The 15833-nt window shown below is 38.6% G+C and carries 11 protein-coding genes; 3 read left to right on the forward strand and 8 right to left on the reverse strand.

From position 1 onward, the window contains the following. Positions 1-221 precede the first annotated feature (221 nt). The 4 genes from ACOB80_RS13835 to ACOB80_RS13850 all read right to left on the reverse strand — a co-directional run bounded on the left by ACOB80_RS13835 (position 222) and on the right by ACOB80_RS13850 (position 6420). The gene (locus ACOB80_RS13835; protein ID WP_473166439.1) at positions 222-1499 is read right to left on the reverse strand and encodes a glycosyl hydrolase family 18 protein; all 1278 of its coding nucleotides are present in this window, start codon (positions 1497-1499) and stop codon (positions 222-224) included. Positions 1500-1945: 446 nt separating this feature from the next. Then, the gene (locus tag ACOB80_RS13840) at positions 1946-2182 is read right to left on the reverse strand and encodes a hypothetical protein (protein WP_473166440.1); all 237 of its coding nucleotides are present in this window, start codon (positions 2180-2182) and stop codon (positions 1946-1948) included. Between the two features lie 568 nt (positions 2183-2750). Then, entirely contained in the window at positions 2751-4472 is a 1722-nt protein-coding gene (locus ACOB80_RS13845; RefSeq protein ID WP_473166441.1) for a tetratricopeptide repeat-containing sulfotransferase family protein, read from the reverse strand. A gap of 427 nt (positions 4473-4899) precedes the next feature. Next, the gene (locus ACOB80_RS13850) at positions 4900-6420 is read right to left on the reverse strand and encodes a sigma 54-interacting transcriptional regulator (protein WP_473166442.1); all 1521 of its coding nucleotides are present in this window, start codon (positions 6418-6420) and stop codon (positions 4900-4902) included. A gap of 260 nt (positions 6421-6680) precedes the next feature. Between ACOB80_RS13850 and megL the strand changes: the two genes are divergently transcribed. After that, on the forward strand, positions 6681-7886 hold the full coding sequence (gene megL / locus ACOB80_RS13855; protein ID WP_473166443.1) for a methionine gamma-lyase: 1206 nt from the start codon (positions 6681-6683) through the stop codon (positions 7884-7886). Positions 7887-7947: 61 nt separating this feature from the next. On the opposite strand, the gene ACOB80_RS13860 is transcribed toward megL, so the two are convergent. The 4 genes from ACOB80_RS13860 to ACOB80_RS13875 all read right to left on the reverse strand — a co-directional run bounded on the left by ACOB80_RS13860 (position 7948) and on the right by ACOB80_RS13875 (position 13879). Next, positions 7948-8379 carry an HIT domain-containing protein gene (locus tag ACOB80_RS13860; RefSeq protein WP_473166444.1) on the reverse strand — a complete coding sequence of 144 codons (432 nt, stop codon included), beginning with the start codon at positions 8377-8379 and terminating at the stop codon, positions 7948-7950. A gap of 34 nt (positions 8380-8413) precedes the next feature. Next, positions 8414-9349 (reverse strand): ribosome biogenesis GTPase YlqF, encoded by a 936-nt coding sequence (gene ylqF / locus ACOB80_RS13865; RefSeq protein ID WP_473166445.1) that lies wholly within the window; start codon positions 9347-9349, stop codon positions 8414-8416. A 197-nt stretch (positions 9350-9546) separates the two neighbouring features. Continuing rightward, positions 9547-12669, reverse strand: a complete 3123-nt coding sequence (locus ACOB80_RS13870) for an efflux RND transporter permease subunit (protein WP_473166446.1) — start codon at positions 12667-12669, stop codon at positions 9547-9549. Positions 12670-12679: 10 nt separating this feature from the next. Next, positions 12680-13879: an efflux RND transporter periplasmic adaptor subunit gene (locus tag ACOB80_RS13875; RefSeq protein WP_473166447.1), complete on the reverse strand. Its 1200-nt coding sequence runs from the start codon at positions 13877-13879 to the stop codon at positions 12680-12682. A 241-nt stretch (positions 13880-14120) separates the two neighbouring features. On the opposite strand from ACOB80_RS13875, the gene rsmE reads away from it, so the two are divergent. Both rsmE and gshB read left to right on the forward strand, forming a co-directional pair. After that, the gene (rsmE, locus tag ACOB80_RS13880; protein ID WP_473166448.1) at positions 14121-14855 is read left to right on the forward strand and encodes a 16S rRNA (uracil(1498)-N(3))-methyltransferase; all 735 of its coding nucleotides are present in this window, start codon (positions 14121-14123) and stop codon (positions 14853-14855) included. 18 nt (positions 14856-14873) lie between these two features. Beyond that, positions 14874-15827, forward strand: coding sequence for a glutathione synthase (gene gshB, locus ACOB80_RS13885; protein WP_473166449.1), 954 nt, complete (start codon positions 14874-14876; stop codon positions 15825-15827). Positions 15828-15833 lie beyond the last annotated feature (6 nt).

Below are 15833 nucleotides of genomic sequence, written 5' to 3' on the forward strand. Positions count from 1 at the left end.
ACAGTTTGTTACCGCTAACTAGGTACATCTATTAAGCATAATGTCATTCCATACTCGTCTTATCAAGTTCACCTTGCTCGGCCACTTGAGAGTCAAATCACTCAAACAACTTTTTGTTACATCGTAAGTGCGATAATAAAGCGAATTTTTAATCATGAACAAATTAGCTACCTTACGGCAGCTAATAGAAGTCGAAGACTTAATAACGCAAATAGCTTCTTTTATCCAAAGACAGGAGCTATCTCTGACAATACCCAAGTAAACCCACCGCCTGCGAGATTTACATATTGGGTTTTTCCACTAAAGGCTATAACAGTTTTGCCACTTGGAGCAGTCACTTGATTTACTTGCGGATTTGAAACTGAAGAACTTACCTGCGAAGGATAACTAGTGCCATCAATAGTTATCTGTGCAATCACATCTTGTCCATACCAGTTACCTGTAACGTAAGAAAAAGCGGTAAGACCATTGTATAGATTAATAGGGTTATTTTCCGTACCGCCATCACCACCGTGTTGCAATAGCTCAACTACATATGAGCCGTCACTATTAGCATTAGTGCATTGAATTGCATCCACGACTTCGCCACTGCGAATTACAATACTTTGAAGAAGCGTAGGCGTGGTCTGCTCATTCAAGATAGTTCCATCGTCAAAGCTCACCACAAACGGCTGACCACTCAAATATTGTCGCATCAAAAGTTGCTGACCTTGCTCAAACGACCAATTACTAGAATCAAGTCTCCAACTCATCATTGTTTGGTAAGGATAATTCTGACCTTTATATTCAATCCCTTTTTCAAATTGTTGATACGCTTCAAGCGCTGTGACGTTACTTTCAAAATAAGCGCCGTACCCCAATATATCGGCATTAATACCATACTCGATAAATACACTTGGATCGTTAACCCATAAACTCTGCAAATTGAACACATCAACATTAGCATTTACTGCGGCTGCATTCAGGTTAACTAAACTCTGCTTACCCTGATTAGTACTTGCCGAAACAGCTAAGTAATAGGTACTCCCGAAAGCAGTACCTAATGCATCGAACCAAGCCCCAGATTGCTCAGACGTAAGAGTACTCGTAGGTAACTCCCAGTCAATATCGAAGCCATTAATGTCGTTACTTCCGAGAAAACTTGCTACATTATCAGCAAAGGTTGTAAGCAAAGCGGGATCAGCAATAATACTTTTTAAATCAGAGGTAATTTGATCCGTATATGCCAACAAAGCAAAGATGGTCATATTCGGGTTTTGGGCGCGAGCATCAGCTACTTGTTGAGCGAGATATTTGTTGCTCGTTTGCAGCGTTGGACTGCTAGGGTTACTCATATCTACACCAAACCAGCCGATACTAAGGTAATCGAGATTTTCATACACTTTATTGAATTTAAGTGAGCTAAAATTGCTATTAGGGGAGCTGTAGCTCGCTCCAGACGGATGTAGCTCACTAGTCAACCAAGCACCAATCGCACCTTTAAAGTTTACTTTTTTCACGGTTTTTTCCTTATTCTCCAATTAGACATCCATGTACCGCACCCAGAGAGTCATGCGATAATGACCACTAAAGCCTGACGCTTAACTAAGCGATCCAAATTTGTTGGTGATAAAGTTAAATGAAAGAAAAGCAACCAACTGCTTTAAATCCGTTTAAGCAACTTGATACCAATTGAACCTTCCCCTAGAAATGACCCCAAACATGACGGCAGAACGAGAAAGCTCAAATAAACTCGATACGAATTCACGCAATTTTCCATAGAGTCGATCTTAAAGCGTATATACGAGTTCGTTAAGGCTATATTATAAACCAATTTGGTGAAAAAGCTTTGTTCGGTAAGTTGAGGTTTACTCACCGACTTGTGTGATATTTGATTGCGTACTATTAGGGGTTAAGTATACAAATTGTAGGTATAGGAAGATTAAATGCGTTCTTGCTAAAATATCTAGCGACTTGTCTCTTGGTGCATTTTTAATTTTCTAAGGTTTGATAAAAAAAGATAGAAACCAAATACTCCAGAGCATATTAAACCCACTTGTAATAGGCTTATCTGGTCAACACTAAAAGTATTAGAAAACGTTACAGAGCCAATGATTTTGCCCAATTGAAACAAGCCAACCGATAAAAGTAAAATACCAAGTATGAAATTAGCCTTACTAAACCCTTTATTTTGATCTGCCATAAATGCTCCATATATTCTTTTTATATACCAGTCTAAATAATGCCCTAAAACACTTGCCGAAAAAAGAAGTAAAATCTAGTTGTTTTAATTTACGAAAAATCGACTTATGAATATTCTTTAGTCAATTTGTTGATAATAAAGTAAAGCTAAACTTTGCTTAGGTTAATGGCCTTAATAAGCTCACTATAAAAAAGCTCAAATGCCTGATCGCACCTCGCAGCCAAATAACTTGGTGTATATTCTTTGAAGCCAAATTTCTTATAGAGTGATACAGCTTCCTTAAGCGGAGTTGCAGTTTCCAATACAATGTGTTTGTACCCTAACTCTCTCGCTTTAGCTATTGAGAACTGCATTTAGTATTTACCTAGCCCCTTCCCCCCTTTGACTAGGAAGTGCATACATTTTTATTAGCTCACACGTTAAACTAAAAGGAGAAGGCACCACATACAGGTCATATGTAGACAAGATGTATACAAAAAATTGGTTATGAAATGCCTTCGCGTCAATCGCACTGTAATTTATGTACTAAAATTGGAACTCTTGAAATACATATTTATGGCAATAATTTCTATATGTCATAGCCAAATTTACATATGAATTCTTGGAGTTCAGGGGTGAATTCATCCATATACTTACTATAATTTTTCCATTTATAAGTTGCATCAGAATATAGCTTTTGAGTAACCTGCTTTTGCGATGGCGTATTTATTATTTTATTTTGCGCGTGTTTATAAAACTCTTCACTTTTACCGTTATCTTCTATATCAAGGTATTTGAAAACTTTACTGATCTCTTGAGGTAAATCAGTTATTAAATCTTCATATCGAACATAAAGAGTTGAAGGGGTTAAATACTTTTGGTACGAATCAAATAACTCAAAGGTATTCTTATATCGTTTCACACACCCTTCCAGAGTAATTAGAAAGAACATTTCTTCGTTCATACTATAGTCTTGCTGAAAATTACTTAAACATACGTCCAATGGATGGCGTAGCGAAAAAATAATTTTTGATTCTGGGAATAGCGTTAAGATGAGCGGCAAATGAATCATATTCAGCGGCATTTTATCGATAATCAATGTTTCACTATTGATATCTGGCTGTAGTGAGTCGACAACATCATAGTAAACATCTCTCAGTATACTGATTTCGCTTTTAGTTAAATTCTGTAAGTCATTTGGATATGTTTTATTTAATTTATTTTCAAAAGCCTCTCTAACCGAAGAAATTGTAGCTTTTTCACTTAGTGTAACTACATTGTCTTGAGTGTCCAATATAGTATCTAGCAAAGTTGTTCCTGAACGCGGAAAACCTATCATAAATACAGGGCAACTTCGTTCTAATAGCTTGTCGCTTTCCGGTAATGTTCTTAGATCTAACTTTCTATAGCACTCAACCATATCAAGGTTTTTTACCTTTTTGTATTTTTCTTGATAGATTGAGCTTAACGCTGAGTAATTTTGAAAAGCATCATCAAAGTTTTTTAACTTGTCATATGCATCCGCTCGCAATTTAAATGACATTGTTCTTTTGGGTGAGTTAACAGGAAAGCTTTCTATTAGCTCGTCTGTAATAAGCTCAACCACTTTACTATAGCTTTTTTGCTGATAATTATATTTTGCAATATAAAAGGTAATCCAAGGCTTATTACCTAAATACGCTTCTGCCTTTTTTAACAATAAGTGTGCTTCGTTTTCTGCACCCACTGCTTGAAGAGATTCTACCGCTCGATCAATATATGGTTCTTTAATTTGTCTGAAATGGTTTGCTAAATCATTTGCGCTAGCTATAACTGCTTCTTTATCTAATTTACTTTTGGCAATCAACATCAATTGATATTGCGCGTGAGCATAATACTCACTCCACTTTTTTAATTTATTCGCTAATAACTCCGCTTCAGTGAAATCTGAATTTTCTCTATATAATTCACATAACCTCATTTGAGCCCCAGCGTTGTTAATAGAGTTATCCAAACTGATACTTTTCTCTAACGTCGCTATTGCTTTTTCTAACCTATTAAATTTTTTTTCTATTCTCCCGATACTATTCAATACCTTAATTTTTTGAATATTAGTGAGTTCTAGTTGCAATACTTTATAATATACATCTAATTCTCGTTCTTCCTTATTACTCTTGCTAAGTGCTATAGCTTCAAGACAAAGACTATCAAAAGTTCTTAACGAATTCGTAGAGTTTATTTTTTTCAGACCAGTTATAGCTTGACTAAATTTTCCTGCTTCTATCGCCGACTGAGCTTTTGCTAAAATATTAGCTACTTTTTCTTTTTTCATGCCCAAAAATTTTACAAATATCAAAATACTGAGTTTGAAATACTTTAACATAGTGAAAAATTGAGACCAATAACTAAGGGTGCTTCATATATATTTTCTGATGACCTTAAAGTGATATATTAAATCTCAGTTTTGTCTGATTATCAGAATTTTAAAAACACTACTCCGGTCAGGAGAAGAGCTTGCGGCAGATTTCATTAATGAGCGAGTTATCAAGGGATATGAGTGCATCAATTTGTTGAACCAACATTTTCACGTAAAAAAAACAATAGCTCATTGAAATTATTAACGAAATATGATGTCGAATACTGTTATCCAAAGCATTACTGATAATTAATCGTAACCTCCATTGCGCAAAAGATTACTTATCCTTAACTTTAATTAGTTACGAATTAAAAATAATAAAGGCTTAGATACCCATACCAGATTACTTAATGTTATACGCCCGCAGCTTCATTGCTATTTTATTATGAGAAACCTTAAGTCTATTCGCTAACGCCCTTGTCGTTGGGTACAACGGATAAAGCTGCCGTAGCATAGCTTCTTCAAATTGTGCTTGAGCACTTTGCCAATCGACGACATCGTTAATATTCTTGCTGTTTGTATCTGATAGCTGTTCATCTTTATTTAATACCTGATCCAAATGCCGTACGTCGATAAAACCTTCTTCGTCTAACGCTACTAAACTAAAAACAACATTTTCTAACTGTCTAATGTTACCAGGCCAGCTAAACTGTCGGAGCTTATCGATTGCTGGCTCTGAAAAATCAATAGAGGCTCTATCAACTTGCTTAGCCGCTTTACTGGCAAAGTGTTTAATTAACTCATCTATGTCATGGCCGCGCTCTCGCAAAGGAGGTAATTCGAGCTTTAATACATTTAAACGGTAATACAAATCTTCCCTAAATTTTTGCGTTTGTATTAACGAGGTAAATTCCTGATGACTTGCGCTGATGATGCGAACATCGGCTTTTCGCTCTTTAGTTCCCCCTACTCTTCGGTAACTAAAATCTTGAAGAAAACGCAATAGCTTTGCTTGAAGGTAATTAGACATTTCAGCGATTTCATCCAAAAATACTGAGCCTCCGTTCGCTAGCTCAAACAGGCCGGGTTTACCTTGCCTACTTGCTCCTGTAAAGGCGCCTGCTTCGTAGCCAAACAACTCACTTTCTAATAGTTGCTCGGGAATTGCCGCGCAATTAATGGTCAGAAATGGTTGATGTTGACGATTACTTAACTGATGAAGTGCTCTGGCGACCAGCTCTTTACCCGTGCCCGTTTCCCCCGTAACTAACACCGGTAACTCAAGTTCTGCAAAACGTTTAACTTGCTGTGTCACTAACGCGACTTTTTCAGAACTGCCAACAATCGCAGATAAGGCATTGTCATTAACCGATTGCATGACAGATAACTGTCTCCCAACTTTCTTCATCGATTTTAAATATATAACGGCACCTGTCACTTGGTTATCACTGATTACAGGGTTTACATCTGCAATGAAAGGCTGTTGGCAAAAATGTAAGGCAATACTCAATTCGGCTTCTTTGAAAAGAGACGATATTTCAACATTAATTAATGGTTGTAACTCTTGTTGAATTAACGAGTGTTTGTTTAAAGAAAGAGACTGTGCCGCTTGGTTACACGCTAAAATTTTTCCAGTTGCATCAACATCAATGATGGGATCATTAATTTTAGAGATAAGGGCTGATAAGTGGTTTTCCCTTACCTCTGAAGGCATCAAGGCAATTGATTCACAACTGATCACACCAGATATTTTATTCAAACTCGCGGTGAGTTCATCAACATTAATATTAGGGTGATCAATATTGGCGTAGGTAAATTCACTCTCCACTTCCATGGCCTTTAAGTTCCATGCATTGTCTGAAAACACAGAAAGAATGTCTTTACTTATACCTATTCGGTCAGTTGAATGAATCTTAATTTTCATCTGTAATAATTTTATTACTTCGTAATATTTATATTACAACACTGATTTTACCGGTATTCAAGCTAGGTTTTATCTCAGGCAATACAAAAAACTTTCATTTGACTCCCTCCTGTTGTAATAAAAATATTACAACCATTAACTATTTACCCTCTTTGGAAATCGCAAACCTTTGTTTTTATTGATTATTTAAACCTTGGAATGGTAATTGCGATATGAAAAACAGAATTCCTATATAACTATGATAATTTCCAAGGACATTTATGCATTCAAGTCGCTTTATCGAAACGCAAGCTATTCACTCAGGTCGTATTAACGACGAGCAATTTGGTTCGCTTGCTACACCTTTATACCAAACATCTACTTTTGTTTTTGACAATGCAGAGCAAGGTGCTCAACGTTTTGCAGGTGAAAAAGAAGGCTTTATCTATACTCGCCTTGGCAACCCTACTACACGCCAGCTAGAAATGCGTGTTGCTGCGATGGAAGGTATGGAGGATGCTGCAGCAACCGCCACAGGTATGGCAGCAGTATCAGGCGCGTTATTAGCTAACTTACAAGCTGGTGATCATCTTATATCTTCAAAAGCGGTTTACGGTTGCTCATTTGCGTTAATGAGCCACATGCTCACAAAATTCGGTATTGAAGTAACTTTTGTCGATATGGATGAGCCTGAAAACATCGAAAAAGCGATTCAAGAAAATACTAAACTTGTTTTTTTAGAAACACCCGTTAATCCAAACCTGCAAGTGCTAGATTTAGAAGCTATTTTAAGCATTTGTAAAAAGCACGAGCTTATCTCAGTTGTCGATAACACTTTCCTAACGCCTGTATTGCAAAAACCTGCAAGATTTGGTGCTGATATTGTTATTCATAGTGCGACTAAATACCTAAATGGTCACGGTGATGTTGTTGCTGGTATCATTTGTGGTTCTAGTGAAATGATTGAGCATATTAAGCTCACTGCTCTTAAAGATATAGGCGCGACCATGAGTCCTCATGATGCTTGGTTAATTCTACGTGGCTTAAAAACGCTACCTATTCGCGTTGAACGTCACTGCCAAAACGCACAGTTAATTGCTGAGTTTTTAGAATCTCACCCACAAGTAAAAACCGTATACTACCCGGGCTTAGAATCTCATCAGGGTTACAAATTTATCGGTAAGCAAATGCGTGCTGCTGGCGGTGTTATAGCCTTTGAATTAAACACTGACTTAGCAGGTGGCGAGGCGTTTATTAACCGAATGAAGTTATTCTCAATTGCGGTAAGTTTAGGAGATGCGGAGTCATTGATTCAGCACCCTGCTTCAATGACCCATTCGCCTTATAGTGAAGAAGAGCGACGTGACGCAGGTATTAGCGATAGTTTAATACGCATATCAGCTGGTTTAGAAAATGTTTCTGACCTTATTGAAGACTTGCAGCAATCATTGGATTCAATTGAAAGCAGTGAAGCTAAGGTAGCTTAATCTACTTTTGGTTAAATGCTCGCAGTAAACAAAACACTTAAAGCAAGAGCCTTAGTATTTACTAAGGCTTTTTTATTACCGACTCTAGCGCTGCTTTTAAAGTAGATATTATATCGTTAGCTTGCTCGTCACTGTATGGGATGGCTTCTACCGCACCCCACACTGGCTTAGGCCAACAAGCATCGCCTTTGCTCCTAACGATATGATGAACATGAAGCTGAGGGCAAACATTACCTAAAGCAGCAACATTCATTTTATCGCCACCAAACGTTTGTAGCATGACCTCACTCACCATGCTTGACTCATTCAACAATTGCTGTTGTTCATCCCACTCAAGTTGATAAATATCTTGGATATCGGCAACTTTAGGTACGAGTACCAGCCAAGGGTAGTTGCTGTCATTCATTAACAACACTTTTGATAAAGGTAAGTCGATTACCTGTTTGGTATCGCGAACAAGAAGTTCGTGTAATTCAAATTTGTGCTCAACCATGTATTATTTTTCCTTTACTTAGCGTCTTAAATTTTTACTTACGTTTATTTTTACGACCGCGGCCACGCGCTTTTTTGCGTGCTTCTCTTTCTGCAATCTTTTCTTCGTTTACTCGGGCAAAGTGCTCATTTTCTTGCTCAACCATATCGGGAGTTTCAAAGGTTAACTCTCCCAAAGTTTTATCGCGTATCTCGTTTATCAAAATAGTCGACGCTTTAGTAAAATCAACTAAACCACCACTTTTCACACAGCCTCGATTTCGACCAATGGCTTCAATGAGTTCGATTTCTCTTTGCGGTACTTCGTCGAGTTTATATCGTTCAACTACGCGTTCAGGATACGCTTCTATTAAATAGTCTGCGGCGAAACAAGCAATGTCATCATGGTCAAACGCTGTATCTTTCACAGCACTGGTAATCGCTAATCGATAACCACTATTTTCGTTAATAATTTTTGGCCACAACATGCCTGGCGTGTCATATAAATACAAACCGTCTTCCAAACGAATTCGTTGTTGCCCTTTAGTTACCGCTGGCTCATTACCCACTTTAGCTTTCGCCTTTCCAACAAGAGTATTAAGCAACGTTGATTTACCAACGTTTGGGATACCCATGATAACCGCATTAATTTGTTTGCCTTGTTCATTTTTATTCGGCACTAACTTTTTAATAATCGATGGAATTGTTTTAGCCGTTGCTGGATTATCTGTTGTTAAAGCAATCGCTTTAACATTCTGCTGAGCATCTAAATAATCCAACCACACTTTTGTTTTTTCCGGATCAGCTAAATCACTTTTATTAAGAATTTTTATAAGCGGCTTATCCCCTCTGATTTCAGTAATCATTGGGTTTTCACTACTGAAAGGCAATCTCGCGTCACAAACTTCGATCACAACGTCGATCTGAGGAAGAATTTCTTTGATTTCTTTTTGGGCCTTGTGCATATGACCCGGATACCAGTTTATTGCCATGTTAATGTCTATCAATTAAATATCTGGCGCTATTCTAGCAAGATGTTGTTCATATTGCTTTCGCAATTTATACGCGAATTTTCAGATGTGAAAGAAGAAAAGCTTGAGGCTTAGGCAAAGTGTGAGCTAAAACAAAAATGCCACATCACTCCTAATAAGAGCAATGTGACATACGTTAAAATTATTGGTGCAGCTATCTACGATACTTTAGCGATAGCAGCGTCACCCTTAATTTTTTCCCTTAATTTCTGAATCATCATGTAGAAATAAGGAATTAACAAGGTGCCAAAAATAGTAGCAGCTAACATACCTGAAAGCACGGTAATACCAAGGAATATACGGCTGCTAGCACCTGCTCCTGACGAGAATACTAACGGTAAAACGCCTAAAACAAATGACAATGCCGTCATCAATACCGCTCTAAAGCGCAATTTAGCAGCACTTAAGGCAGCATCAAAAATACTCTTACCTGCTGCACGTTCTTCCATCGCAAATTCAACAATAAGTATTGCCGTTTTGGTTGAAAGACCAATCAATAACACTAAACCTACCTGTGCATAGATGTTGTTCTCCATACCTAAGGTATACAAGGTTAGCATTGAGCCAAACAGTGCTAAAGGAACAGCAGCTATTACCGAGAAAGGAATTGTCCAGCTTTCATATTGTGCAACTAAGAAAAGGTATACAAATATAATAGCTAAGCCAAACAACACTGGTGCTAAGTTGCCCGCTTCAATTTCTTGTTTTGATTGACCAGCCCATTCAAAAACAAAGCCTTGCGGTAAATTTTCAGCAAGCTCTTCCATCACTTTAATTGCATCTCCAGAAGAATACCCAGCAGCAGCGTTACCGGTAATACTGGCGCTACGATACAAGTTAAAGTGATTAATACTTGTTGGCCCTAAAATCGGCTCTAGTTTAGCGACCGTAGTCAACGGTACCATTTCACCATCAGCATTTCGAACAAAATAGTGGCGCAAGTCTGCTGGCTCTTTACGATATTCTGATTCAGCTTGAATAGTCACTCGATAAGTTCTACCGAATTGGCTGAAGTCGTTAATGTACAATGAGCCTAACTGAGCTTGTAATGTCACGAATATATCCGATAGTGCTATTCCTTGCGCTTTAGCTTTGTTTCGATCTACATCCAAGAAGTACTGAGGGACATTTGCGCGGTAAGTACTAAACACTCGACTTAATTCCGGACGCTGATTAGCTTCGAAGATAAGCGAGTTCATCGCTTGGGCAAGCTCAGCTGGAGACTGACCGGCACTGTCTTGTAATTTAAACTCGAATCCCGAACTATTACCTAAACCTGGAATTGGCGGCGGGTTGAACATCATAATTTGTGCATCTGGCATCGCCCATAATTGTCCCATCAATCGGCCAATAATAGCTCTTAACCCTAATTCAGGTGTTTCTCGCTCTTCCCAATCTTTAAGTAGCACGATACCAAAACCATTATTCGAGCCAGCACCACCTAACATTGAAAAACCTGCAACGGTTATAACGTCAGTAACTGCTGGGTCTTCTAACACCATTGGCGAGATTTTATCTAATAGGGCTTGCGTTCTGTTACTTGATGCTGCATCAGGTAATTGCACATCCATAAAGACGTAACCTTGGTCTTCTCCAGGAACAAAGCCAGTAGGTGTATTGGCCGTTAACCAACCAGCGCCAGCAAACACGGCAATAACAATAATGCCGATACGAACAGCTCGTTTCAGTAAGAACTGAACGCCATTTCCATATACGCCTGTAAATTTGGTAATCCCCGATTCAAAAGGTTTTAACCATCCAATAGGTTTCATTTTGTCAGCACTTAGTAACACACTACAAAGTGCAGGACTCAGTGTTAATGCGTTAATTGATGAAATGATAACCGCAAAAGAAATAGTAACTGAGAATTGTTTGTACAATTCACCTGTGATACCTGGCATAAAGCCTACCGGCACGAATACCGCTAATAATACAAGCGTAGTTGCAATGATTGGGCCTTGAACCTGTGACATTGCTTTAGTCACAGCTTCTTTTATCTCAAGCCCTTCTTCACGCAAAATACGTTCAACGTTCTCGATTACGATAATGGCATCATCAACCACGATACCTATGGCAAGAACTAAACCAAATAAGGTAATGGTGTTAATCGAATACCCCATTAACATCATAAAAGCAAAGGTACCTACAAGAGAAACCGGTATTGCTAACGATGGGATAATCGTTGCTCGTAAATTCTGTAAGAATAGGAATACCACTAGAATAACTAACGCAACCGCTTGGTATAAGGTAACAATAACCTCATCAATTGAGCGTTCGATAAACTCTGTAGTATCAAACGGGATAACGTACTCTAATCCAGCAGGAAAACGCTCAGATAATTTAGCAACTTCAGCTTTTACTAGACGGGCAACATCTGTTGCGTTTGCATCAGGTAATTGGTAAATCACTAGAAATGCGGTGTCTTTGCCGTTTAGCTTTGCTTGAATACCGTAATCTTGAGAGCCTAACTCTATGCGAGCAATATCGCGAAGTCTAACAAAATTACCATTTGAACGAGCGCGAATAACGGTTTCACCAAATTCTTCAGCTGTTTTCAAACGCCCTTGCGCTTGTACAGAATACTCAAATTGTTGGTTAGGTAACGTAGGGCTTGAGCCTAGTTTACCTGCAGCGACAATTAAATTTTGTTCTTGCAACGCCGCTTGTACTTCTGCGACAGTTACTTTTAAAGAGGCCATACGATCTGGGTTTAACCACATACGCATGCTGTAGCTCATTTCCCCCATCACTGTTGCCGCTGCTACCCCTGGGATACGTCCTAGCGGCTCAGTTAGTTGGTTCGTGGCATAGTTACTCAAAAAGAGTTGATCGATATTATCTTGCGTAGAGTACAAGTTTATCGCCATTAGCATCGAGCTAGATTTTTTCTTAACACTCACCCCTTGGCGTGTTACTTCAGCCGGTAGAGTACTGTTTGCTAAAGCCACACGATTTTGCACATTTACCTGCGCGATATCGCCATCTGTTCCTACTTTAAAATAAACCGTAATGGTGGCTGAGCCATTATTTGACGCTGTAGATTCGATATACATCATATCTTCCACGCCGTTAACTTGCTCTTCTATGGGTCGAATAACAGACTCTTCAACAACTTGTGCACTTGCGCCAGGATATACCGCTGTAATTTCTACTTGCGGAGGAGTAATCTGCGGGTACATATTTACCGGCAAAATACCTAATGAAATTAAACCTGCCAGAGTAATAACAATTGAAATTACAAAGGCAAATTTAGGTCTATGAATAAAGGTTTTACTGATCATTTACCACCCCTTATTGAGCTACTAAATCAGTAATAACACCTGTTTCGGCATTTACTTGTTTTTCATAAGGTTGCACTTTACTTCCTGGCTTAACTTTTTGCAGACCTTCAATAATAACTCGGCTATTATTTGGTAAACCTGCTTCAACAACCCACATGGCATTAATTCGGCGCCCTAAAGTAACCAGTTGCTGTGAAACAACGTTGTTTTCATCTACTACCAAGACAAATTTGCCTTGCATGTTTTCTTGTACCGCCGCTTGTGGCACTAACACCATTGGCTTTTTATCTTTATTTTCAATAAGAAGCGTTACAAATAAACCTGGTACAATAACGCCTTCAGGGTTAGAAAACTCTGCGCGTAATTCTACTGTCCCCATGCCTTCTTCAATTTTGGTATCAGCAAAAATCAACTTGCCTTTTTCTTCGTAAGTTGTGTCATTCGGTAGCTTTAAAGAAATATCGATGTCGTCACGGTTTTTATCGTTTTCTCTTTTGCCAAAACGCTCTTTTGAGTTCTGAAGATAAGAGACAAAATCACTCTCTTCTACTTGGAAGCTCACATACATTGGGTCCATCGACGTTAAGGTAGCAAGTGTGCCGCTTGTCGGACCGACGACATTACCTACACTGTAATTAACAATACCTATACGGCCTGTAAACGGCGCTGCTATTTGGGTGTAGCCTAAATTTAGCTCAGCTTTTTCTAAACTTGCCTGGGCAACTTTCACAGCTGCTTTTGCCTGCGAGTCATTGGAAATTAGCTTATCTAAATCTGATTGCGAAATGTAACCATCAGCGGCTATTTCTCGCCCACGTACCAAATCTCTTTTAGCAGCCTCAGCAACAGCAATGCGACTAGTTAAGTCTGCTTTTGCTGATTCCAAAGAAGCTTGATATGCAGCAGGATCTATCTTTAATAAAACCTGTCCTGAGTTAACTTTTGAACCTTCGTTGAAATCTCTTTCAACAAGTTCACCTTCAACACGTGCAATTAAATCTACTTCCTTAGCAGGAACGGTTCTAGCGACAAATTCACGGTAATCACCAATTGGCTTTTCACTAACAGAATAAACGGTAACTGCTGGTGGTGGTGCTTCAGCCTTAGGGGCTTCTTGCTTTCCACAGCCAATTAAAAATGCAGCCGAAATTGCTGAAACAGCAAAAGCTGACTTAAATGAACGAAAAGAATTTTTCTCATATACAGTCATGTAAGAACTCCCTGAGTCTGACTTGTTTTTATAAGCTAGATATTATTGTCACATGTTCTTTAAAGAAAATACGATACAAAATGTTAACAGGACTAATAACCTCAATTAATTTGTCGACTTTCTTAGTTAACACTATAGACACATTTTAGTGATATAACATCATACTTAGTTACTTGATGCCATTGAAAAATACATATTAAGCCCCTATCTTGAAAATTAAGTTCATAAATTATGACAATTCATGAGAATCCCAAGAATTTTTCAAGCACAACAATGGTCTATTGGACAGAGTTACTCATTATCAGATGATGCCTTTGGTCATGTCGTTAGAGTATTACGACTCAAAGACGGCGACAGCATTATACTGTTTAACGGTGAAGAAAACGGTGAGTACCTAGCCACGTTAACAAATGTTAGTAAAAAGTCAGCGCAAGTCACGATAAATGCTTATAACGAGGTAAATAATGAATCACCTATTAGCATTCATTTGGGCCAAGGAATATCTCGCGGTGATCGCATGGATTTTACTTTGCAAAAGTCTGTTGAACTTGGCGTTACTTCAATAACACCATTATTTACTGAGCGATGCGGTGTTAAGCTTTCTGGCGATAGGTTACAAAAGAAAATAGATCAATGGCAAAAAATAGTCATAAGTGCTTGCGAGCAGAGCGGTCGTTGTATCGTACCAAAGGTTAACCAGCCCATGTTTTTATCTGACTGGGCAAAGGAAGAAACGGAAGAGTTTAAATTAAACCTTCACCCTAGGGCTAAGCACTCGATAATGACGCTACCAGAAGAACTGACAAAAACACGCTTATTGATAGGGCCTGAAGGCGGCCTTTCTGACGAAGAGATCGCCATGTCTGTTGAAAACGGTTTTACTGAAGTCTTGCTCGGCCCTAGAGTATTAAGAACAGAAACAGCTGCCTTAACGGCAATAACATCATTGCAGTGCCGTTATGGCGACATGCAATAACTGAAAAGGTTATCAAAAATGACAATTAAAATTGGCGTACTAATGGATCCAATTGAAGAAGTTAAAGTTGCTAAAGATTCTTCAATGGCAATGATGCTCGAAGCTCAATCTCGCGGCTATGAGATTTTCTACTTCCAAATGAAAGATTTATACCTTTACCAAGGTGAAGCTCGCGCAAGTGTGCAAGCAGTAAAAGTATTCGATGATGCTGATCACTGGTACGAATTAGAAGAAGCGAAAGATATTCCGTTGACAGATTTAGACGCGGTATTAATGCGCAAAGATCCACCTTTTGACACAGAATACATCTACGCTACCTATATGCTTGAGCGCGCGGAACAGGCAGGAACATTAATCGTAAATAAGCCTCAAAGTTTGCGTGACTGTAACGAAAAGCTATTTACGGCGTGGTTCCCTGAACTAACCGCAAAAACATTAGTAACACGCAACGCTAAACAAATTAGAGATTTTCACCAACAAGAAAAGGACGTTATTGTAAAACCGCTAGACGGTATGGGTGGATCTTCAATTTTTAGAATTAAAGAGCATGATGCCAACGTAGGCGTTATTATTGAAACCTTAACCAATCACGGCAACAATTACGCCATGGTTCAAGAGTTTATGCCTGAAATTAGCGATGGCGACAAACGTATTCTTATCGTGAATGGCGAGCCAATGCCTTATTGTTTAGCGCGTATCCCTGCACAAGGAGAAACTCGTGGTAATTTGGCTGCTGGTGGACGAGGTGAAGCAAGACCTTTGTCAGCAAGTGATAAAATGATTGCCGAAACTATTGCTCCCGAATTGAAAAAACGCGGACTATACTTTGTAGGGTTAGATGTAATCGGTGATAAAGTGACAGAAATTAATGTGACTAGTCCAACATGTATTCGAGAAATAGAAGCTGCCTTCCCTATTAACATTAGTGGTAAACTTATGGATGCCATTGAGCAGCTGGTTGGCAATAAATAAAAGGCA

The organism is Thalassotalea coralli, assembly GCF_055786205.1.

Coding starts and splice junctions, on each gene's coding strand:
- ACOB80_RS13840 (WP_473166440.1), bottom strand. CDS start 2,182: ATGGCAGATCAAAATAAAGGGTTTAGTAAGGCTAATTTCATACTTGGT.
- ACOB80_RS13845 (WP_473166441.1), bottom strand. CDS start 4,472: ATGAAAAAAGAAAAAGTAGCTAATATTTTAGCAAAAGCTCAGTCGGCG.
- ACOB80_RS13850 (WP_473166442.1), bottom strand. CDS start 6,420: ATGAAAATTAAGATTCATTCAACTGACCGAATAGGTATAAGTAAAGAC.
- megL (WP_473166443.1), top strand. CDS start 6,681: ATGCATTCAAGTCGCTTTATCGAAACGCAAGCTATTCACTCAGGTCGT.
- ACOB80_RS13860 (WP_473166444.1), bottom strand. CDS start 8,379: ATGGTTGAGCACAAATTTGAATTACACGAACTTCTTGTTCGCGATACC.
- ylqF (WP_473166445.1), bottom strand. CDS start 9,349: ATGGCAATAAACTGGTATCCGGGTCATATGCACAAGGCCCAAAAAGAA.
- ACOB80_RS13870 (WP_473166446.1), bottom strand. CDS start 12,669: ATGATCAGTAAAACCTTTATTCATAGACCTAAATTTGCCTTTGTAATT.
- ACOB80_RS13875 (WP_473166447.1), bottom strand. CDS start 13,879: ATGACTGTATATGAGAAAAATTCTTTTCGTTCATTTAAGTCAGCTTTT.
- rsmE (WP_473166448.1), top strand. CDS start 14,121: ATGAGAATCCCAAGAATTTTTCAAGCACAACAATGGTCTATTGGACAG.
- gshB (WP_473166449.1), top strand. CDS start 14,874: ATGACAATTAAAATTGGCGTACTAATGGATCCAATTGAAGAAGTTAAA.